This window comes from Microbacterium forte (assembly GCF_031885415.1).
GTDB lineage: Bacteria > Actinomycetota > Actinomycetes > Actinomycetales > Microbacteriaceae > Microbacterium > Microbacterium forte.
On sequence record NZ_CP116871.1, the window covers coordinates 3,393,976 to 3,414,407 of the forward strand.

General features: G+C 67.0%; 21 protein-coding genes and 1 tRNA gene. 21 read left to right on the plus strand and 1 reads right to left on the minus strand.

Annotated features, from left to right (window positions below; all coding sequences use genetic code 11):
* The first annotated feature begins 92 nt into the window (after window positions 1-92).
* From OB895_RS16415 to OB895_RS16450, 8 genes are all read left to right on the plus strand, one after another.
* Window positions 93-1,412, plus strand: a complete 1,320-nt coding sequence (locus OB895_RS16415; RefSeq protein ID WP_311878292.1) for an ABC transporter substrate-binding protein — start codon at window positions 93-95, stop codon at window positions 1,410-1,412.
* Between the two features lie 105 nt (window positions 1,413-1,517).
* The gene (locus OB895_RS16420; protein ID WP_042539585.1) at window positions 1,518-2,657 is read left to right on the plus strand and encodes a carbohydrate ABC transporter permease; all 1,140 of its coding nucleotides are present in this window, start codon (window positions 1,518-1,520) and stop codon (window positions 2,655-2,657) included.
* On the plus strand, window positions 2,654-3,613 hold the full coding sequence (locus OB895_RS16425) for a carbohydrate ABC transporter permease (protein WP_079113352.1): 960 nt from the start codon (window positions 2,654-2,656) through the stop codon (window positions 3,611-3,613). Before OB895_RS16420 ends, OB895_RS16425 begins: the two co-directional genes overlap by 4 nt.
* Window positions 3,614-3,702: 89 nt before the next feature.
* On the plus strand, window positions 3,703-5,079 hold the full coding sequence (locus tag OB895_RS16430; protein WP_079113351.1) for a cystathionine beta-synthase: 1,377 nt from the start codon (window positions 3,703-3,705) through the stop codon (window positions 5,077-5,079).
* A gap of 55 nt (window positions 5,080-5,134) precedes the next feature.
* The gene (locus OB895_RS16435; protein WP_079113350.1) at window positions 5,135-6,286 is read left to right on the plus strand and encodes a cystathionine gamma-synthase; all 1,152 of its coding nucleotides are present in this window, start codon (window positions 5,135-5,137) and stop codon (window positions 6,284-6,286) included.
* 315 nt (window positions 6,287-6,601) lie between these two features.
* Window positions 6,602-7,966 (plus strand): multidrug effflux MFS transporter, encoded by a 1,365-nt coding sequence (locus OB895_RS16440; RefSeq protein ID WP_376708819.1) that lies wholly within the window; start codon window positions 6,602-6,604, stop codon window positions 7,964-7,966.
* Between the two features lie 30 nt (window positions 7,967-7,996).
* Complete coding sequence (locus tag OB895_RS16445) at window positions 7,997-8,632, plus strand: phosphatase PAP2 family protein (RefSeq protein ID WP_079113349.1); 636 nt, start codon at window positions 7,997-7,999, stop codon at window positions 8,630-8,632.
* Between the two features lie 29 nt (window positions 8,633-8,661).
* The gene (locus OB895_RS16450; protein WP_079113348.1) at window positions 8,662-9,261 is read left to right on the plus strand and encodes a GNAT family N-acetyltransferase; all 600 of its coding nucleotides are present in this window, start codon (window positions 8,662-8,664) and stop codon (window positions 9,259-9,261) included.
* Between the two features lie 198 nt (window positions 9,262-9,459).
* On the opposite strand, the gene OB895_RS16455 is transcribed toward OB895_RS16450, so the two are convergent.
* Window positions 9,460-9,544 (minus strand) — tRNA-Ser (locus tag OB895_RS16455).
* A gap of 223 nt (window positions 9,545-9,767) precedes the next feature.
* Here OB895_RS16455 and OB895_RS16460 point away from each other — a divergent pair.
* From OB895_RS16460 to trhO, 13 genes are all read left to right on the plus strand, one after another.
* Window positions 9,768-10,646 carry a hypothetical protein gene (locus OB895_RS16460; RefSeq protein ID WP_311878297.1) on the plus strand — a complete coding sequence of 293 codons (879 nt, stop codon included), beginning with the start codon at window positions 9,768-9,770 and terminating at the stop codon, window positions 10,644-10,646.
* A gap of 143 nt (window positions 10,647-10,789) precedes the next feature.
* Window positions 10,790-11,857: a daptide biosynthesis RiPP recognition protein gene (gene mpaB / locus OB895_RS16465; RefSeq protein WP_079113346.1), complete on the plus strand. Its 1,068-nt coding sequence runs from the start codon at window positions 10,790-10,792 to the stop codon at window positions 11,855-11,857.
* Complete coding sequence (gene mpaD, locus OB895_RS16470) at window positions 11,854-13,119, plus strand: daptide-type RiPP biosynthesis aminotransferase (protein ID WP_079113345.1); 1,266 nt, start codon at window positions 11,854-11,856, stop codon at window positions 13,117-13,119. The genes mpaB and mpaD overlap by 4 nt, the downstream gene beginning before the upstream one ends.
* Entirely contained in the window at window positions 13,109-14,251 is a 1,143-nt protein-coding gene (mpaC, locus tag OB895_RS16475; protein WP_079113344.1) for a daptide-type RiPP biosynthesis dehydogenase, read from the plus strand. Before mpaD ends, mpaC begins: the two co-directional genes overlap by 11 nt.
* A gap of 1 nt (window position 14,252) precedes the next feature.
* Window positions 14,253-14,387 (plus strand): MpaA1 family daptide-type RiPP, encoded by a 135-nt coding sequence (mpaA1, locus tag OB895_RS16480; protein ID WP_257788257.1) that lies wholly within the window; start codon window positions 14,253-14,255, stop codon window positions 14,385-14,387.
* Window positions 14,388-14,427: 40 nt separating this feature from the next.
* Window positions 14,428-14,553 (plus strand): MpaA2 family daptide-type RiPP, encoded by a 126-nt coding sequence (gene mpaA2, locus OB895_RS16485; protein ID WP_258184265.1) that lies wholly within the window; start codon window positions 14,428-14,430, stop codon window positions 14,551-14,553.
* 36 nt (window positions 14,554-14,589) lie between these two features.
* Window positions 14,590-14,709: an MpaA3 family daptide-type RiPP gene (gene mpaA3 / locus OB895_RS16490; RefSeq protein WP_309690458.1), complete on the plus strand. Its 120-nt coding sequence runs from the start codon at window positions 14,590-14,592 to the stop codon at window positions 14,707-14,709.
* Window positions 14,710-14,829: 120 nt separating this feature from the next.
* Window positions 14,830-15,603, plus strand: a complete 774-nt coding sequence (gene mpaM, locus OB895_RS16495) for a daptide-type RiPP biosynthesis methyltransferase (protein WP_311878300.1) — start codon at window positions 14,830-14,832, stop codon at window positions 15,601-15,603.
* Between the two features lie 28 nt (window positions 15,604-15,631).
* Window positions 15,632-17,287 (plus strand): daptide biosynthesis intramembrane metalloprotease, encoded by a 1,656-nt coding sequence (gene mpaP / locus OB895_RS16500; RefSeq protein WP_079113342.1) that lies wholly within the window; start codon window positions 15,632-15,634, stop codon window positions 17,285-17,287.
* 2 nt (window positions 17,288-17,289) lie between these two features.
* Window positions 17,290-18,006 carry an ATP-binding cassette domain-containing protein gene (locus OB895_RS16505; protein ID WP_079113341.1) on the plus strand — a complete coding sequence of 239 codons (717 nt, stop codon included), beginning with the start codon at window positions 17,290-17,292 and terminating at the stop codon, window positions 18,004-18,006.
* Window positions 18,003-18,731, plus strand: coding sequence for an ABC transporter permease (locus tag OB895_RS16510; protein ID WP_079113340.1), 729 nt, complete (start codon window positions 18,003-18,005; stop codon window positions 18,729-18,731). The genes OB895_RS16505 and OB895_RS16510 overlap by 4 nt, the downstream gene beginning before the upstream one ends.
* Entirely contained in the window at window positions 18,728-19,462 is a 735-nt protein-coding gene (locus OB895_RS16515; RefSeq protein WP_079113339.1) for a hypothetical protein, read from the plus strand. The genes OB895_RS16510 and OB895_RS16515 overlap by 4 nt, the downstream gene beginning before the upstream one ends.
* Before the next feature lie 55 nt (window positions 19,463-19,517).
* Window positions 19,518-20,408, plus strand: a complete 891-nt coding sequence (gene trhO / locus OB895_RS16520; protein WP_042539616.1) for an oxygen-dependent tRNA uridine(34) hydroxylase TrhO — start codon at window positions 19,518-19,520, stop codon at window positions 20,406-20,408.
* Window positions 20,409-20,432 lie beyond the last annotated feature (24 nt).

The following is a 20,432-nucleotide window of genomic DNA, read 5'->3' on the forward strand; positions in this document are numbered from 1 at the left end:
CGGTAGGTTGTCCTGGAATCGGTTCCCGATTCTGCGCCGAGGGGCGGCGCAGGATGACGTGGGAACCGTGAAACTCGAAGAGGAGAATTCACATGGGTCTGTCACAGCGTTCCCGGCGTTACGCGCCAATCGCACTGCTGGGAGTCGCGGGCATCGCGCTCGCCGGCTGTGGTGCTCCCGGCGGCACGGACGGCGGGGGAGAAGGCGGTGGTGGCGGCGATAACTCCGTCACGATCTACGGCACGATCGTCGAGGGAGAAGCGGAACTCCTCGCGGAGTCCTGGGCGGACTTCGAAGAAGAGAACGACATCGAGATCAAGTACGAGGGCAGCCAGGACTTCGAGACTCAGCTCGGAACGCGCGCACAGGGCGGCAACCCGCCCGACATCGCGATCTTCCCGCAGCCCGGACTCTTCGCGGACTACGCCGCCCGCGACTTCCTGAAGCCAGCACCCGAAGCGGTCGAGGCGAACGCGAAGGAGTACTGGACGCAGGGGTGGGTCGACTTCGGCACCTACGAGGACGAGTTCTACGGCGCACCGCTCATGGCGAGCGTCAAGGGCTGGGTCTGGTACTCGCCCAAGAAGTTCGCCGAATGGGGTGTCGAGGAGCCGACGAGTTGGGAAGAGCTGCTCACGCTCACTCAGAAGATCCAGGAGACGAGTGGCAAGGCTCCGTGGTGCGCCGGCTTCGAGTCGGGCGTCGCGACGGGTTGGCCCGGAACAGACTGGATCGAGGACCTCGTGCTCCGCAACGCCGGAGCAGATGTCTACGACCAGTGGGTCAAGAACGAGATCCCGTTCACCGACCTGCAGATCAAGGAGGCGTTCGACGCGACGGGTGAACTCCTGCTCAACCCGGCCTACGTCAACGGCGGCTTCGGTGACGTGCGCTCGATCAACTCGACCGCATTCGGTGATGTCGCCCCGGCAGTCGCCAGCGGCGAGTGCGCGCTGACCCACCAGGCGTCCTTCCTCTCGGGCTTCTTCCCCGAGGGCACGGACATCTCCGAGGAGGGCGACGTCTGGGCCTTCCTGCTTCCGAGCCAGAGCGAGGACGAGACGTTCATCACCGGTGGTGGCGAGATCGTCGGCGCGTTCAGCGACGACGAGGCGACGCAGAAGGTGCTGGAGTACCTCTCGAGCCCCGAGTGGGCGGACAGCCGTCTCGCACTCGGCGGCGTGACCTCTGCGAACAAGGGCGTCGACATCGAAGCCGTCGAGAACCCGATCCTGCAGGAGTCGATCAAGCTGCTGCAGGACGACTCGGTGACGTTCCGCTTCGACGGATCCGACCAGATGCCCGGAGCCGTCGGCTCCGGAACCTTCTGGAAGGGCATGGTTGCCTGGATCAACGGGACCTCGACTGACGAGGTGCTGACCCAGATCGAGACCGGTTGGCCCTCCAGCTGATCGGATGAGGTGGGCCGCCCCGATGGGCGGCCCACCCTCTCTCGCACTCGGACCACGCATGGGCGCGCCGTCCGCTGATCAGCTCCGTCTCATGAAGGGGAATCCATGAACGCGACTGTGTTCTTCCAATGGATCGGGTCTCTGCCCCCGATCGTCCAAGCTCTCGCCGTCGTCCTCGCCTTCGCGGTGGTCGTCGTCGTCATCTTGCTGCTCGTCGACATCGCGCCGCGAAAGGGCGCGCTCTACACCGGCATTCGCCTCGCGATGTGCCTCCTCATCCCGTTCGCGGTGATGTGGTTCTTCAACTCGTACTACTGGGCGATGGGAGTGGCAGTCGCCGTGGGAGCGCTGTTCTTCTTCCTCGACTACCGATCCCGCGACGGAGCGGGATACCTGATCCAGCTCGTCGCCTTCATGGCGCCGGCGATGCTGCTGCTGGTGGCAGGACTAATCCTTCCGTCGATCCAGACCGTCTACGCGTCATTCTGGAACTCGACCGGCAGCGACTTCGTCGGCTTCTCGAACTACCTCTGGATCTTCACGCAGTCCGACGGCGTCACCTCGGTGGTGAACACGATCGTCTGGGTGCTGCTGGTTCCGACGCTCTCGACGATGGTCGGTCTGGCCTACGCGGTCTTCATCGACAAGACCCGCGGCGAGAAGATCTACAAGCTGCTGGTCTTCATGCCGATGGCGATCTCGTTCGTCGGCGCGAGCATCATCTGGCGTTTCGTGTATGCCTATCGCGGTCCGGAGTTCGAGCAGATCGGTCTGCTCAACCAGATCCTGGTCTGGTTCGGCGGAGAGCCGCAGCAGTTCCTGCTGAACGGTCCGTGGAACAACCTGGCGCTGATCGTCGTGCTGATCTGGGTGCAGACCGGGTTCGCGATGGTCGTCCTCTCGGCATCCATCAAGGGCGTGCCCACCGAGCTTCTCGAAGCGGCCGAGCTTGACGGCGCGAACGCCTGGGAGCGATTCCGCTCGGTGACGATCCCGTCGATCCGACCGGCGCTGATCGTCGTGCTGACCACGATCTCGATCGCCTCGCTGAAGGTGTTCGACATCGTGCGAACCATGACCGGTGGCAACTACGGCACATCCGTGCTCGCGAACGAGATGTACACGCAGTTCTCCAAGTTCGAGGCGGGTCGCAGCGCTGCGCTCTCCGTCATCCTGTTCATCCTGGTGCTCCCGATCGTCATCTACAACGCGCGCCAGATCAAGAAGCAGCGGGAGATCCGATGACCGACACCGTGAACTCAGACACCGGCCAGAGCACCAGGGCGATCACGACCGCCGGACGCTTCGAAGCGTCGGCAGGCCGTGCACGCAAGCGGCTCAGCCGCCCGTGGGCGACGGTCGCATCGATCGTCATCGCCGTGGTGTGGACCATCCCGACGCTCGGACTGTTCATCTCGTCGTTCCGTGAGAGGGATGCGATCGAGACCACCGGGTGGTGGACGTTCTTCACCAATCCACAGTTCACCATCGACAACTACGTGGCGGTGCTGCAGTCGGGCACCACGCAGCTGACGATCCTGGAGTCCTTCTTCAACTCGATCGTGATCACGATCCCGGCCACGCTCATCCCGCTGATGATCGCGGCGATGGCGGCGTACGCGTTCTCGTGGATCGACTTCAAGGGACGCAACGCGCTGTTCATCTTCGTGTTCGCACTGCAGATCGTGCCGATCCAGATGGCGCTGGTGCCGCTGCTGTCATCGTTCTCGCGGGGGATCAACCTGTTCGGCGTGCAGGTGACGCAGGGACTCGACGCCTCCGGCGGCTATGCGCAGGTGTGGATCGCCCACACCATGTTCGCGCTGCCGCTGGCGATCTACCTGCTGCACAACTTCATGTCGGAGATCCCCGGCGAGATCATCGAAGCCGCGCGCGTCGACGGTGCATCCCGCGGCCAGATCTTCTTCAGGATCGTGCTGCCGCTGACGATGCCGGCGATCGCGTCGGTGGCGATCTTCCAGTTCCTGTGGGTATGGAACGACCTGCTCGTCGCCCTGGTGTTCGCCGACGGCGCCGCCTCGCCGATCACCAAGGTGCTCGCCGAGATCACCGGCCGCGGTGAGGGCTGGTACCTCCTGACTGCAGGTGCGTTCGTGTCGATCATCGTCCCGCTGATCGTGTTCTTCTCGCTCCAGCGGTACTTCGTGCGAGGACTCCTGGCGGGTTCCACGAAGGGCTGATCGGCTCCGTACGACAGGTCGAGCACACGATGCCGCGATCGGGCGCAACACAGCCCCGGTCGCGGCATCGTCGCACGTACGCTGTGAACATGAAGTACGCAGACTCCATCGTCGACCTCGTCGGCGACACGCCCCTCGTGAAGCTCCAGCACGTCACCGAGGGCGTCGCGTGCACCGTGCTGGTGAAGCTGGAGTACCTCAACCCCGGCGGTTCCGCGAAGGATCGCATCGCCTCGAGGATCATCGATGCCGCCGAGGCCTCGGGCGACCTGAAGCCGGGCGGCACCATCGTGGAGCCCACGAGCGGGAACACCGGCGTCGGCCTCGCACTGGTCGCCCAGCAGCGCGGATACAAGTGCGTCTTCGTGCTGCCCGACAAGGTCGGGGAGGACAAGATCGACGTGCTGCGGGCATACGGTGCCGAGGTGGTCGTGACGCCGACCTCGGTCGCGGCAGAGAGCCCGGAGTCGTACTACAGCGTCAGCGATCGGCTCGCCCGCGAGATCCCCGGGGCGTTCAAGCCGAACCAGTACGAGAATCCGAACGGACCCCGCAGCCACTACGAGACCACCGGTCCCGAGATCTGGCGCGACACCGACGGACTGATCACGCACTTCGTCGCCGGCGTCGGCACCGGGGGCACGATCACGGGCACCGGTCGCTATCTGCGTGAGGTGTCGGAAGATCGCGTGCGCATCGTGGGAGTCGACCCGGTGGGCAGCGTCTACAGCGGTGGCACGGGACGCCCGTATCTGGTCGAGGGGGTCGGCGAGGACATCTGGCCCGGCGCCTACGATCCGAGGGTTCCGCATGAGATCGTCGCGGTCGACGACGCGGAGTCGTTCGCGATGACCCGGCGACTCGCTCGTGAAGAGGGAATCCTCGTCGGCGGCTCCAGCGGCATGGCCGTGGTCGGCGCGCTGCGGGTCGCTCGCGACCTGCCGGCGGATGCTGTGATGGTGGTGCTGCTGCCGGACGGCGGACGCGGCTACCTCAGCAAGATCTTCAACGACGGCTGGATGCGCTCCTACGGCTTCAGCGAGGTCGAGGAGGGCGAGACGGTGGCCGACGTGCTGGCCGCCCGCACCGCCCGGCTGGGGGAGGGGATCCCCGATCTGGTGCACGCGCACCCGACCGACACCGTGCTCGAGGCCATCGGCATGATGACCGAATACGACGTCTCGCAGCTGGTGGTGCTGAGCGCGGAGCCGCCCGTGATGATGGGCGAGGTCATCGGCACGGTCGACGAGAAGGGTCTGCTCGACCTGCTGTTCCGCGGCGACGCCAAACCGGCGGATGCCGTGGGAGCACACGTGGGGGAGCGGCTGCCGCTTCTCGGCATCCATGCCCCTCTCGCGCAGGCGAGGGCCGCTCTGGCCGACGCCGACGCGCTGCTCGTCACGCTCGACGGCAAGCCGCACACCGTGCTCACCCGGCAGGATCTGCTCTCGTACCTCTCGCGCTGACGCCCGGCGTAACAGGGCCAGCCGACCTCCCCGGGGCGGACGTAGGCTGAGGAGCATGTCAGAGCATGCCTTCGCCACCCGAGCCATCCACGCCGGTCAGGCACCCGACCCGACCACGGGGTCGATCATCCCGCCGATCTATCAGGCGTCCACCCATGTGCAGGACGGCATCGGCGGGTTCCGCGACGGCTACGAGTACAACCGCGCAGGCAACCCGACGCGCTCCTCGCTCGAGACGCAGCTCGCGGCGCTCGAGGGCGGCGCGAACGCCCTGTCGTTCGCCTCGGGGCTCGCAGCAGAGGACGCGCTGCTGCGCGGCATCCTGAAGCCCGGCGACCATGTCGTGCTCGGCAACGACGTCTACGGCGGCACCTACCGCCTGTTCGCCCGCGTACTCGCACCGTGGGGGATCGAGTTCTCGACGGTCGAACTGTCCGACGTCGACGCGGTGCGCGCGGCGATCCGCCCCGAGACGAAGATCGTCTGGGTCGAGACACCCAGCAACCCGCTGCTGAAGATCGTCGACATCGCGCTCGTCGCCGAGATCGCGCACGCCGCCGGTGCCATCGCGGTCGTCGACAACACCTTCGCCTCTCCGGCACTGCAGCAGCCGCTCTCGCTCGGCGCCGACCTCGTCGTGCACTCCACGACGAAGTATCTCGGCGGACACTCCGACGTCCTCGGCGGCGCGGTGGTGTTCGGAGACGACCGCTTCTTCGAGCAGGTCAAGTTCCAGCAGTTCGCCGTGGGCGCGGTCTCTGCCCCGCTCGACGCCTGGCTCACGACCCGCGGCATCAAGACGCTCGCGGTGCGGGTGCGCCAGCACTCCGAGAACGCACAGGCCATCGCCGAGTGGGCCACGGCGCGCCCCGAGTTCGCGACCGTGTACTACCCGGGGCTCGCCTCGCACCCGGGGCACGACATCGCCGCAGGGCAGATGAGCGGCTTCGGCGGGATGCTGTCGCTCGGACTGTCGGCGGGTGCGGATGCCGCCAAGGCGTTCGCCGAGTCGACCGAGCTCTTCCAGCTCGCCGAGTCCCTCGGCGGCGTCGAGTCGCTGATCGGCTATCCGCCGGACATGACCCACGCCTCGGTGAGAGGAACCGCGCTCGCCGTGCCCGAGAACGTGGTGCGCCTGTCGGTGGGCATCGAGGGCGTCGACGACCTCATCGCCGATCTCGAGCAGGGACTCGCGCGCCTCCGCTGATCGCAGGTCGTCGGTCGGCGGTCGGCGGTCGGAGGTCTGTCCGCCGGGTCCGCCGTCCGCCGAGGTCGGCGGTCGCGGGGCGCGGATCACCATACGGGCGCTGGCTCAGAAGACGAATGCATGCGGAGACCGCGCGTTTCGGCATCCATCCGTCCTCGCGGCATGCGGGTGTGCGCCAGCGGGCTGTAACATGGACTCTTCGCCCGATTCGAATCGATTCGACAGCGTTCGCCGATTCGGTGGCCCTTGCGACGCGAACACATCCCTCGAGCGCCCCCTCCTCGAACACGCCCCTAGAACTCCGGAAGGACCGTCGTGCCCGACGCTCCACGCACTGATTCCATCTCGACGACCCCCGCGCCCGAGCGGACGGCGACGGGCAGCATCCGCATCCCGTCGGCGACGGGGGCGATCCGCACCCTCGGGTCGAACCCCGCCACGGCCCCGATCATGCTGCACCCCGGCGACTCGATCTCGAACGGCCGCCGCGCACTGTACATCGTGCTGCTCGGTGCTCTCACCGCGCTCGGACCCTTCACGATCGACCTGTACCTGCCTGCCTTCCCGGTGCTCGAGCAGGACTTCGAGACCACGGCCGCCGCCATCCAGTTGACCCTGACCGGCACGATGATCGGGTTCGCACTGGGCCAGCTCGTGGTGGGCCCGCTCAGCGACAAGGTGGGTCGGCGCATTCCGCTGATCATCGTGACCGCGCTTCATGTGCTGGCCAGCGTCGCCGCCGCATACGCCCCGACCCTTCCGCTGCTCAGCGGCGCCCGCGTGCTCATGGGAGTGGGAGCCGCCGCAGGTGGCGTCGTCGCGATGGCGATCGTGCGCGATCTGTTCGGCGGTCGTCGTCTGGTCGTGATGCTGTCGCGCCTCGCTCTGGTCTCGGGCGTCGCGCCCGTGATCGCCCCGCTGATCGGGTCGTGGCTGCTCACGTTCATGCCGTGGCGGGGCATCTTCGTCGTGCTCGCCCTCTACGGCGTGGTGATGCTGGTGTCGACCGTGGTGTTCGTGCCCGAGACGCTGCCGATCGCGCGTCGCCAGGAGAAGGGCGGCGCGACCGTCCTGCAGCGCTACCGCTCGGTGTTCTCCGACCGTGTCTTCATCGGCGTGCTGATCATCGGCGGCATGACCTTCTCCGGCCTGTTCTCCTATCTGTCGGCATCGCCGTTCCTGTTCCAGCAGACCCACGGGCTGGATGCGCAGCAGTACGGCCTGCTGTTCGCGGTCAATTCGCTCGGCGTCGTCGCCGGCGTCCAGACCGCCTCGCGACTCGCCGCACGATTCGGCCCGCAATGGGTGATGGCGTACTCCACAGCCGTGCTGCTGCTCGCCGGTATCGCCATCATCGTGACCGACCAGCTCGGGCTCGGCCTCTGGGGCACGGTCATCCCACTGTTCGTCTTCATGACGGCCTGCGGCTTCACCTTCCCGAACGTGCAGGTGCTCGCGCTCGACCGCCACGGCAAGGCGGCAGGCACTGCGGCGTCGGTCATCGGTGCCACGAACTTCGGCGTCGCGGGACTCGTCTCGCCGGTCGTCGGATGGATCTCGCACGGCACCGGAATCACCGCCACGAGCATGGCATCGGTCATGGTCGGATGCGCCGCGATCGGCATCCTTTCGCTGTGGCTGATCGTGCGACCGCGGACTGTCGGCATGCTGGCTCCCTGATTTTCAGCTTCCGACCGGCAGAATGGTTCGATGAGATCACGAACGCTGCTGTGGTGGGGAACAGGGATGCTCGTCGCGGCGACGCTCCTCGGAGCGGCGATAGTGTTCGGGTACACCGAGCCGCCAGGGTTCGACACCTGGTGGAATGACACGATCAGCGCGTCGCGCTCCGACTGGATGCTGTCGTTCGCATTGCTGCTCGATCACATCGGCGGCGGCTGGGTCGCGATCCTCCTCGTGCCCCTGCTGGTGATCATCGCGCTCCTGATCGCGCGCCGATGGCAGGCGGCCGTGTTCGCCGCCGTGGCGTTCCTCGTGAGCGCCGGTGCGGTGCAGCTGCTCAAGCACCTGTTCGGCCGGGCGCGTCCGGAGGACATGATCGTGGCGAGCGACTTCGGTTCATTCCCTTCAGGGCATGCGGCGAACGCAGCGACGATCGCGATGGTGCTGTGGCTCGTGTTCCCGCGGGTGTGGACCGCGATTCTCGGCATAGCGTGGGTCGTCGCGATGGCGGTCTCGCGCACCCTGCTATCGGTGCACTGGGCCACCGACACGCTCGGCGGCGCACTGGTCGGGGCCGGCGTCGTGCTGGTGCTCGGAGCGTGGCTGCTGCCGTGGGTGACGGGGTCGCGGCGAGACGATCCGGCGGTCACCTCGGTAGGCTGACAGCCCACCCCACTCATCGAGGAGCAGCAGTGTCCCGCATCCGTCCGTATCGACCGTCCGACCGCGATGCCCTCTACGAGGTGTGCGTGAGGACAGCGGATGCCGGGGCGGACGCGACCGGCCTGTTCTCCGATGACTCGCTCTGGGGCGACCTGTTCGCGGTGCCCTATGCGGAGAGGCACCCCGACCTCGCCTGGGTCGTCGAGACCGACGACGAGCGGGTGATCGGCTACATCGTGGCGACCGACGACACGGACGCCTTCGCGACCTGGTTCCGCGACGAGTGGTGGCCGACGCGGCAGGACCGGTATCCGCAGCCCGTCGAGCCGACGACCCGCGAAGAGCGGATGATCGAGCACGGCTACGCGCAAGCGCCCGGACGCAACGGCAATGCCGCGGAGTACCCCGCCCACCTGCACATCGACCTGCTGCCCGAGACGCAGGGGCAGGGACTGGGACGACAGCTCATCGAGACGCTGTTCGCCGAGTTGACCCGCCGCGGAGTGCGCGGGCTGCACCTGGGTATGGACCCGAACAACACCGGTGCCGCCGCCTTCTACGAGCGCCTCGGCCTGACGCCCCTGCCTGCAGAGCCGGGCGGACAGAGCTTCGGAGTGCGCTTCGTCTGATCTGCAGATGGGCGGACGCGTGCTGTGCGCGCTTCCGCCCGAGGGGACGAACTCCGCCTGACGGGGTGTGGATCTCGGGGTGGATGCCGGTGACGGCGGGACTCCGGTGCTCGCTGCGCTCGCTCCTCCCCGAATCCCCGGTGCTCGATGAAAGCACGAAGGGCCCCCGCTGGCGCGGGGACCCTTCGTGCTTTTCGGCGGTGACGGCGGGATTCGAACCCGCGGTTGCTTGCACAACACACGCTTTCCAAGCGTGCTCCTTCGGCCGCTCGGACACGTCACCAGGGAACAACCTGAACAGTCTATCCGATCGCGCGGACAGCCCCGACCAGGCGTCTCGGATGCCGGTGCTGCCGCCATCGCGCGGGATTCCGTTGAACCGATATGCGATGTGTCTTCGTCTTGCGCTCGCACCGACGCCCTTCTTAGCCTCGGGAGTGGACGCAATGTCGTCATATGAAATCACTCCTGCGTCGATCGGGCGCTACTGTCCCGGAAGGTACTAGATGACGACTGTCGAAACCACGGCCGCGCCCGGCTCGGCTCTGCGCGTGGCACTGCGCACTGCTCACTCCCGGTCGCTCGCAGACCTCGGACTCAATGCGATCGGTCGCGCCCGCTTCGGGTGGCGCGATCGGTCGATCGGCTCGGTGGTCGAACGCGCGGGTGCGCGGTATTGGCTGCGCGTCGTCTGGTCTGCCAGAGATCGGGCGCGTGGTTCCTGGTGGACCGGCAATCGGGACGCCTCGCAGATCGACGGGGTTGCGAAGCCGCGCCTGCTCGAGGTGCGGGCGTGGGAGGAAGGGCCACTCGTGTATCGCGCCGAACTCATGACCCTGCTGCCCGGGCGAGCGTGCGCGACGGACGCCGTGCTCGCAGGAGCGCCTGCGCTCGACGAGTCGTGGTGGGGAGAGCTGGAGCGCAACCTCGAAGCCCTGTCGGATGCGAGGACGGATCGGATGGTGCTCGACCCTGAGATCATGCGCCGGCGGATCAGCGTCTTCTTCGGCATCGAGATGGACATCGACTCGGATGATTGGGTGCCGAGCCACGGCGACCTGCACTGGAACAACATCCACCGCGATCCGTTCGCGATCGCCGACTGGGAGGCGTGGGGCCTCGCGCCGCGCGGTTACGACGCCGCGTTTCTGCTCGGTCACTCGCTGGCAGTGCCGCACGTCGCCGATCAGATCGCCCGACGCTTCCGGCGCGACCTGGAGTCGGAAGGCGGCATCGTGTCGCAGCTGTACGTGATGACGAAGCTGCTGACCCGTGCCGACGCAGGGGAGCACGAGCATCTCGTCCCCGCGCTTCATCGCCATGTGGGGCGCCTTCTCGGCACCAGGGTTCCCCCGGGCCGAAGGTCGTCGTCGAGCACCACCTGAGGCCGCCTCCGCGGGCGGAAACCGAGCTCTGACTTCGCATTTCTCATCCTAAATGGAAAATATTGCAGCACATTTGATGGATATATAGCCTCATATGAGGACGCGCCGATGCCCGAAAGGCATCCCGACATTTCTGGGGAGAAATGCACATCAGCACGAGTGAGGCATCGCGGAAGAGGCACGAACCGGAGCTCGTCGGGGCACGGGCGCTCCGTGAATGGATCACCGGTGAGCAGGAGCAGTACTCGCGGGTGTTCCTCGTCGAGAGCGGCGCCTCAGCGGAGACAGTCGCCGCGGTGGCCCGCGAAGACGACGCGGTTCTGCTGCACGCGCAGAGCGGCCCCTATGACGGACCGGCCGATGCCATTCGCTTCACGGGTGCGCTGAGTGAGGTCGGTGACGAGCTGTTCTTCGGCGAACGCGGCGTCGAGCTCCAGGACTACGTCGCTGCGGCGTTCGTGCAGATCATCGGACCCACAACGGTGGGCTTCTTCGACGAGACCGGTTGGCAGTCGTTCCTCGACGACGCCGATCTCGCTCGTCGCACGGGAGTCTTCCCGTCGTCATTGATCGACCCGCGGGTGCTGCTCGCGAACCGCCGCGCGCTTGCGGCACCGGGCGAACTCGCGACTCCGAGCGCGATCAGGGTGGGCTCGGACGGTCGGATCAGCGTCGGTCTGCAGGGCGAGGTCATCGGCGAGGTCGACGAGCTGGCGACCGTGATCGAGTCCCGCTTGCCTCGGGCTGTGGCGCTAGGAGGCATGGTGCCCAGACAGGCACTCATCGAGGGCCTGACCGGCCGCGGCTGGATCGGTCGCTATCTGCACGCGACGGACCTCATCAAGATGCTCCGCTTGGCGAACGGCGTCGAGAAGATCTCGGGATTCGGCTGGTCGTTCGTCGATGATGCCCGCGCCGACGCCGAACCGTCGGCCTCGGATCCGTTCCTGCTCGAGACCTCAGGCGGCTTCGTGCTCGCCGACGTGACGACGTTGCGTCGGCAGCTGCTGTCGCCGATGACAGCCAAGGTCGTCGATGCCACTCAGACCTCGAGCACACCTGAGATCGCGGTCGATCGATTGGCTCGGGAGTGCGGCTTGTCCGAGTCTGACGCGAACGCCCTGTGCCGCGACGCTGCCACCGCACTCAACATCCATTTCGGCACACGGGCCCACGCGTCACGCCACACGGCTTCGGGCAGCGGGCGATGAGTGTTCCGCACGCGTTGTGGACGTCGATGCTCCCCGCAGACGCCACCTTCACGCAAGAACGGGTCGCTGTCAGGGCCGCCGGAAATCGCATCGAGTTCGCGGACGGATCCACACGCCTCAGCGCGACGAGCGGACTGTGGAACGTTCCTCTCGGTTTCGGAAATCGTGCGGTCGCTGACGCCGTCAGCAGAGCGACGCACGACGCCTCGTACCTGACCCTGTTCCGCGCACCGCATCGATACGCCGAGGTCGCGGCCGAAGCGCTGATCGAACTCGCCGACCCCAGCCGGTACAGCCGTGTCATCTTCTGCACGTCGGGCGGGGCAGCGAACGACTCCGCGATGAAACTCGCACGGCAGTACTGGGCGCAGCAAGGAGCCGCGTCGCGTTCGCTGGTCGTGGGTCTGAAAGGCAGCTATCACGGCACGATGTACGGCAGCCACGCACTGAGCGGAGACGACCTCCTGCAATCCGTCTACTCCGTCGACCGGAGGTCGGTGCGGCATGTGTCTCACAGCGATGACGGAGAGGAGCTGGAGGCGCTGCTGAAGCGGGAAGGCTCCAGGGTCGCGTCAGTGGTCGTGGAGCCCGTCCTGGGCAGCGGCGCGCACCCGTTGTCCGACGCTTTCATATCCCGGATCCTCGACCTGCGAGAGGAATACGGCTTCCTGATCGTCGCGGACGAGGTCGCGACGGGCTTCGGACGCACCGGCACGATGTTCGCCACAGATGAGTGGGCTGCCGCGCCAGACGTGCTCGTTCTGTCGAAAGCGCTGACGAACGGCGCAACGGGCGCCGCTGCGCTGCTGGTGGGCGCTCGCGTGGCGTCCGAGTTCGTGCGCGGCGGCTGGACCTTCGTCCATGGCGAGACGCAGGCGGGGACGCCGGCGTGTGCGGCTGCCATCGTCGCGGTGATCGAAGAGCTGCGCCGTATCGACGTGGAGTCGACCACGCGAGCGCTGGCGGCAGACCTGTGGCACCTGGCGACTCGGCTGAAGTCCGACGGGGTCGTCGCTGAGGTGACAGGGCGGGGGTGCTTCGTGGGGCTGACCCTTCGCAACCAGGATGCGAGTCAGCTCACCGGCGCCGAAGTTCTCCGTGTCGTGGCCGCCATCGCGGAGAAGGGTGTGCTCGTGCAGCCCGGCCCCAGCGCCATCGAACTGATGCCGGCATACGGGTTCAGCGCGACTGAACTTCTCGAGATCGATTCGGCTGTGCGCGCCGGCGTCGCGCAGGTGCAGGAGCATCAGCGTGAGCTCTGAGTTCGCCGGTCGGGTTCCGACGCTCTGGCACGGGCGCGGCATCACGCGGCAGACGACCACGCGGCTCACCGCCGATCGCGAGACCCTCGTGATCGCGGATTCGTCGGTCGCAACACACGTCGTCGACCGTTCGGCCAGAACCATCGAGGTGGACGCTCACTCCATGACCGTCGCAGTTGTCGTCGGGATAGCGCAGGAGATCGCTCGTCGGCCCCCGAGCGTGATCGTGGCCGTCGGCGGCGGGAGCATTCTCGATGCCACCAAAATCGCATCGCTCTCGCTCGCCCCGGGGCGAACCTTCGACTTCGCCGTCGAACGCGCGTCGAGGTCGGCGTTGACATTCCTGCCGGATGCCCGGCCGGCCGTGGACGTCGTGGCGGTGCCCACGACGCTCGGTACCTCGTCGGAGACGAACAGCGTCGGCATCCTCAAGCACGAAAGAGGTTATCGGCTCATCGTCGGGCGCTCCCTGAGACCCCGACACGCCATCATCGATCCCTGCAATCTGATGACCCTCACGCCGGCCTCGGTCAGGGAGGGCGCACTCGAGGCGTTCCTCCGTCTCGCAGGCGCATCCACGAGCTCACGGCGAAGTGCCAGAGGGCGACGCGACGCGGTCGTGATCGGAGGCGCCCTTCTCGAAACGGCCTCCGGCGAGGTGAATGCCGCCGCCTCACGCCTGCGTCTCGCCCGTCTGAGCGCGGCGACTCAGCGCAGCGGGGCGCTGAGAGGGCAGGATCCCTACAGCGCCCGCCACTGGTATGTGGCCAACGAAGTCGCCTTCGCTCTGGAGGTTCGCAAGATGGTCGCCACGGTTGCGGTCATCGCGGCGGTCTGGCGTCGAGTGTGCTCGGGAGACCCGCGGTGGGGAGATCGCGAGAGCCTCGAAGAGTTCTGGACGGGTGTAGCCGGGCGGGTGGCACTGCCCCTCGACCCCCCAGCGGGTATCGCCGCGCTCATCGACCGCTGGGGGATCCCGACTCCGCCACGGCCCACCGCCCAGACGATCCATCGCATTTCCGCCGCCGCGGAAACGGCGTGGGGAAACCGCTACCCGATGCTCGCGGGGCTCTTCGCGGACGACTTCTGCGATCTGCTCCGTGATTCCTACTGGAGCGAAGGAGGTGAATGAGATGAACGAAAGCGTGCACACGAGTGTCCAGTTCCAAGAGCTGGAGGGAATGGATGCCCCCAGTTGGGAGAGCTTCTATCAGGGCGCGATCAGTGCGCTGGTGCTGATCGGGATCGGCGCTGCCGCAGCGACGTGATCCTGTCGAGCAGACAAGACGAAAGGGGAGGGAGGTGAGTATGCACGCAGCAATGCCGACCCTCGAGTTCACCGAACTGGAGGCCATGGAGGCGCCGGATGACGCCCTTGATTGGACCCGCGGATTCGCCGTCGGCGTGATCATCGGAATCATCGCGCTGACATAGAAACCGCCTTCGCAAGGCATACCGAGGAGGTAGTAGATGCAGACGGAGTCGCTCGAGTTCGTGGAGCTCGACCACATCGATGCACCACTCGAATGGTGGGAGCACGCGAGCTACATCATCGCCATCATCGGCGGTGCGGCAGCGATCGCGACCTGACCGAAGGGGTGCGGGTGGGTTCGACGCGCCCGCACCCCGTTTTCCCCGCTGAGAGGTGATGCGTGAATGTCCAGTTCTCTTACTGAAGCCGTAGTGGCGAGGCTCCGCACGGTCGGAGCGGTGCCCAAGGAGCAGGATCTGTATTCGGGTGCCGGCACTGATTTCTACGACCGGCTGGTCGGGTCCGACCGTGCGGAGATCAGAGAGATGCTCGCGCTCGCGAGAGGAACCGAAGGACCGATCCTCGATGTGGCGGCGGGGAGTGGGAGGTTGACCGTCCCGCTGGTCAGATCGGGCAAGCGGGTGACCGCGATCGATCTTTCCGACGACATGCTCTCCCGTCTGCGTCGGACGCTGCCGGACCACGCGACGCTCGAGTGCGTCGTCGCGGACATGCGCGACTTCTCGCTGCCGCAGCAGTTCGGGCTCGTGATCATCGGAGCGACCTCCATCACGTTGCTCGATCGTGTGGGGAGGTCCCTCCTCTACGCCACTGTGCGACGCCACCTCACAGCTCACGGCGTCTTCGCCTTCACGGTTGCCGGAAACGCCTCCGCGGAGAGCTTCTCTGTGTCGACAGACTGCGAGATCGAGGTCCCCGGTCCTGACGGCGCGGAGACCTATGTGTTCTCTCAGCAGGTGGAAGAGGATGGCGCGGCGCGCATCGTCAACTGGGTTCGCGTCGCCGACCTGGTGGAGGGCGGCGACGTGACAGTTCTCACGAGCCGTCTGAGAGTGCTCGACCACGTGCTCCTCTCGCGAGAGCTCGTTCACGCGGGGTTCGCCGTTCCGGCCGTCTCTCCCGTTCGGACGCTCGGCGGAGAGGACATCGTTCTGCTCACCACGACATTCGCGGGACACTCGGGGGCGAGGGATGACGATGCCTCCCGGTAGCCTCCCTCGACGCCGACAGTCTCACTCGGTGGAAGACGCGCTCAGTGCCGACGCGCGCCCTCGCCTCGCCTCCGGAGTCGACTTCGAACAGGCGGCCGAAGACGGGACGTGGATCGCGATGATCCACGGTGTGCCGTCATCGAGGGTCTCTCGAGCGGTCGTCGACCTGATGCGAGCGATGAACGGCGAAACGGCGCTGCAGGATCTGCACCGGCGCTTCGCCCCTTCCGAGTCGTGGGAGAACTTTCTGCAACTGGCCCAGCGCTTCGACACCTGTGGGCTCCTCGAGGGCGGCGAGAAGCTCCCACCCGGCCGCCTGGTCTATCGGCCCCCATTCACTCTGCAGATCGCGACGCTCCGCGCACCCGCCATCTTCGGTCGTCTGGACCGACTGATCGTCCCGCTCCCACGCCGAGCGATGCAGGTGTCCGCTGCGGTGCTGATCTGTCTGGGACTTCTTGCCGCAGCCGCTCAGGCGGAGGAGCTGCGCGACGCCCTCACCTCGCCGGTGCCGCTCATCGCGCTGGTGTATCTCGTCGGAGCGCTCTCGCTCATGACGCTGCTCCACGAGAGCGCCCACGGACTCACGCTCACGAGGTTCGGAGGCAGACCGCGCCGGGCGGGCTTCATGCTCTTCTACCTGAGTCCCGCGTTCTTCGTGGACGTGACGGACGGATGGCGGCTCCCCGAACGCCGCCAGCGCGTCGCGATCGCGCTGGCAGGGCCTGCGGTGCACGCTGTCGTCGGCGCGACCGCGCTTCTCGCGGCGCTGATGCTCCGTCACCCCTTGATCCACCAGGCAGCGCTGCTCCTCGCCGTCTCCTGCGGCGCCATCGTTCTCCTGAATCTGATCCCCTTCGTGCGGTTCGACGGGTACCTCGCGCTCATGAGCGCTCTGGACGAGCCGAACCTCCGGGGTCGCGCGATCCTCGACGGCTCGAACTTCCTGACCGGTCTGCTGTTCGGAGCTCAGCGGATGACCAAGACCCTGAACACGTGGTGGAGTGTGCCGTTCGGTCTCGCGAGTCTCGTCACCCCGGTCGTGCTGGTGGTCTTCGCCGTCGCACGCATAGCTCGAGCGCTTGCCGGCGGTGGACCGGTCCTCGGCGTGCTCGTCGTCGCGCTCGAGGCCGTCGTCGCGCTCGCCGGCGTCGTGCTTCTCAGCAAGGCCCTTCGTCGTGTGCTGCGGTCGGGTGTCGCGCGGCTCCGTTTCTGTTTCGTCGTCACCGCACTGGTCGCGGGCATCGTGATCGCCGGGGCCGTGATTCCCGTCCCGGTGACCGCCACGTTCGGATTCGTCGCACACGGCGACCGTGTGATCCTTCTGCATGCCGGCGACACAGCAGCGGCAGCCGAGACAGACGTGCCTGAGGGTGCGCGTGTGGTCCTGATGAGCAACGGCATCCTCGCGAACGAGCAGGTCGGTAGAGGAACTGTCATGTCGCGGGAGCCGGAGCCGACGCGTGTGCCGCTCGAGGCGCTGTTCCCGATCACGGCGGACGGTGCGACGGTCGCCGCAGTGATCATCGCCGGGGTGGACGTGATCGGAGAGAGCCGCTCCCTGCCTGCGACCGGGCAGGCGCGAGTCGAACTCGGTGTGAGAAGTCTGTGGCAGACGCTCTGGGTGACCGGTGTGGAGATGCCACTGTCATCTCTTCAGAGCGGAGAGGTGGGAAAGGAATGAGCATGAACGATCACGCGATCGAGGTTCGAGGACTCACGAAGAAGTACGGAGATCGGGCCGCAGTCGAAGAGCTGTCGTTCGCCGTGCCGTACGGGTCGATCGTGGGTCTTCTGGGGCCGAACGGCGCAGGCAAATCGACGACGCTGCGAACGATCGTCGGCCTGCTGAGGCCGACGATGGGCGACAGCCTCATCGACGGCAGGCCGTTCTCGGAGCTCGACAACCCCGCGTCTCACGTCGGCGTCCACATGGACGGCTTCGGATTCGAGGGCGGCATCACGGCCAGGCGGCATCTGGAGATCTGCCGGCTCGCGGCCGGGGCGCCTCGTGGCCGAGTCGACGAGGTGCTCGAGGAGGTCGGTCTCGCGGCAGATGCCCGTCGCCGCGTGAAGACCTTCTCGACCGGGATGACCCAGCGACTCGGGCTGGCTGCTGCCCTCATCGGCTCGCCACGGACACTCATCCTGGACGAGCCGGCCAACGGGCTCGATCCCGACGGCATCCGCTGGCTCCGCAGATTCCTGCGCGGCTATTCGGAACGCGGCGGCACCGTCCTGATCGCCAGCCACCAGCTCGCTGAGCTCGAGCAGGTCGTCGACGAGGTCGTCGTCATCAAGCGGCGCGCGCTCTTCGCCGGGAGGCTCGGCGACCTCGTGACGAGCGACGCCGACTCGCTCGAGAGCAAGTACTTCGATCTCGTTGAAGGAGCATCCGCATGAAGGACACCGTCCGAAGCGAAGCCCTGCGCTCGGTGAGCGGGTCGTCCATCCTGGCGGTCTACCTGGTGGCCGTCCTGATGCCCGTCTTCGTGCTGTTCTCGGACGGTTCGCGCTTCGACCTCGCCGGCCTCGATCCCGCGACGGCCACCGCCCGGCTTCTGGAGCCGCTCGCCTGGTCGGCCATCTCCGCGGCGTTCGTCGGCGCCTACGGCGTCACCCGCGAGTGCTACTACGGCTCGATGGACAGAACGCTCACCGGGGTCGGGTTCGCTCGTGCCTTCTCGGGGAAGATCGTCGCCGGTGCCGTCGTCGCGGTCGCGCTGTCGCTCTGCATCTTCGTGGTCTGGACGGTGGGCGTCTCCGTCTTCCTGGCTCGGAACGGATCGACGCTCGCGCTCACCGGCAGCGCGTGGCGCATCTACGCGGGTGCGCTCGTCGGGGTGGTTCTCGGCGCATTCATCGGTGGGGCCATCGGCTGGATCACCAGGAACTACTACGTGACCGCAGCGATCATCCTCGTCCTTCCCATGGTCGTGGAGTTCGCCCTGCTGCGCACTGCGCCGGAGCTGGCGAAGTTCTCGCCCGGGCTGGTTCTGGCCGCGCTGGGCGTTCCCGGATACCAGGACCGACTGCTCGAGTTCGGTCCCGCCCTCTGCCTCGCGCTCGCGTGGGCTGTCGTGCTGGTCGCCGCGGCATGGGGCATGGGGCGAAGGAAGGTCGCGTGATCGGCCGGGCCCTCCGAGCTCACGCCCGCGGCTTCGCGCGCGATGTCGTGCTGTTCTGGGTGACGGTGGCAGGGCTCGTGCTGTCGCTTTCGGTGGCGACGAACATCCCGCCGGAACTCGCGGATGCACCGCCTGACGTCCGAGCCGCTTTCGCGGCGCCGTACGAAGCGGTGCTCGCGACCTATGGAGCAGTTCTCGCGGCCGCCTACGGTTCTTTCCGATACACCGTCGACAGGAGAGACGGTGTCGTCGCTCAGCGTCTGATGCTGCAGCCTCGGTGGGCGACTCTTCTCGTCAGGATGCCTGCCTCCGCCGTCGGCGGAGCGATCGTCGCTCTCGCTGGAGCCGTCGGCGGACACGCAGCGCTGTCGGTGGCCATGGGCGGTCTCCCGCTGGAGTGGTCCTCGCTCGGATCGACCCTGTGTCTCGGCGCACTGGCCGGACTCTGGGGGCTGGGGGTGGGAATCGTCGTGCAGGCCCATCTCGTCGCGCTGTTCGTTGCTCCGATGTCCATGAGCGTCGCGGTTCTCGTGGTGATCTTCTGGAGATCCGGCGCTGTCTACCTCCCTCTCCTCGCGATGCTCGAAGCCTTGCGGTTCGATGTCTCCGCGCTCGGCATCCTGCCGGACGAGGGGATCGACAGCCCAACGGCCGGGCTGGTCACGGCCGCCTGGGTGCTGGGTGCGCTGGTCGCTGCGGGGCTGTCGTTCATGAACCGCGATGTGAAGTAGCAGTCTCGAGCCCCCGCGAGGGCGGGCGGTCAGGTGGCCGACGTAAGATCGCCGGGTGGCAACACCCAAGATCGTTCTCTTCTATGTCTTCACCCCGCTCGCCGATCCGGACGCGATCCGGGTGTGGCAGCGCGACCTCGGCGAAGCGCTCGGGCTGCGTGGCCGGCTCCTGATCTCGAAGGACGGAGTCAACGGCACTCTCGGCGGTGACCTGCCGGCGCTCAAGAAATGGGCGCGTTCGTTCCGGTCCTACGCTCCGTTCTCGGACGCGGACATCAAGTGGAGCGAGGGCACCGGCGTCGACGCCGATGGTCGCAGTCTCGACTTTCCCAAGCTGAGCGTCAAAGTGCGCGACGAGATCGTGTCGTTCGGAGCGCCGGGCGAGCTGCGCGTCGATGAGCAGGGCGTCGTCGGCGGCGGCACCCGACTCACCCCCGAGGAACTGCACGACCTGGTGGGCGAGCGGGGCGACGACGTCGTCTTCTTCGACGGCCGCAACGCGCTCGAAGCGCAGATCGGCCGCTTCCGGGGAGCCGTCGTTCCCGACACGGAGACCACACGCGACTTCGTGCAGCTGCTCGACTCCGGCGCTTTCGACGACCTCAAGGGCAAGCCGGTCGTCACCTACTGCACAGGCGGCATCCGCTGTGAGGTGCTCTCCAGCCTGATGACCGCGCGCGGATTCGGCGAGGTGTACCAGCTCGAAGGCGGCATCGTCCGCTACGGCGAGCAGTACGGCGACGACGGCCTGTGGGAGGGCTCGCTCTACGTGTTCGACAAGCGCGGATCCGTCGACTTCACGGATCACGCGGCCGTCATCGGCGAGTGCGCCGGCTGCGGCACGGCGACCAAGCGCACGGCGAACTGCCCCGATCTCGCGTGCCGCACCCAGTTCGTGGTCTGCGAATCGTGCGACACCGTGCGCTGCGACCTGCACGCGGCCTGATCTCATCGCGTGCGCCCTCGTCGG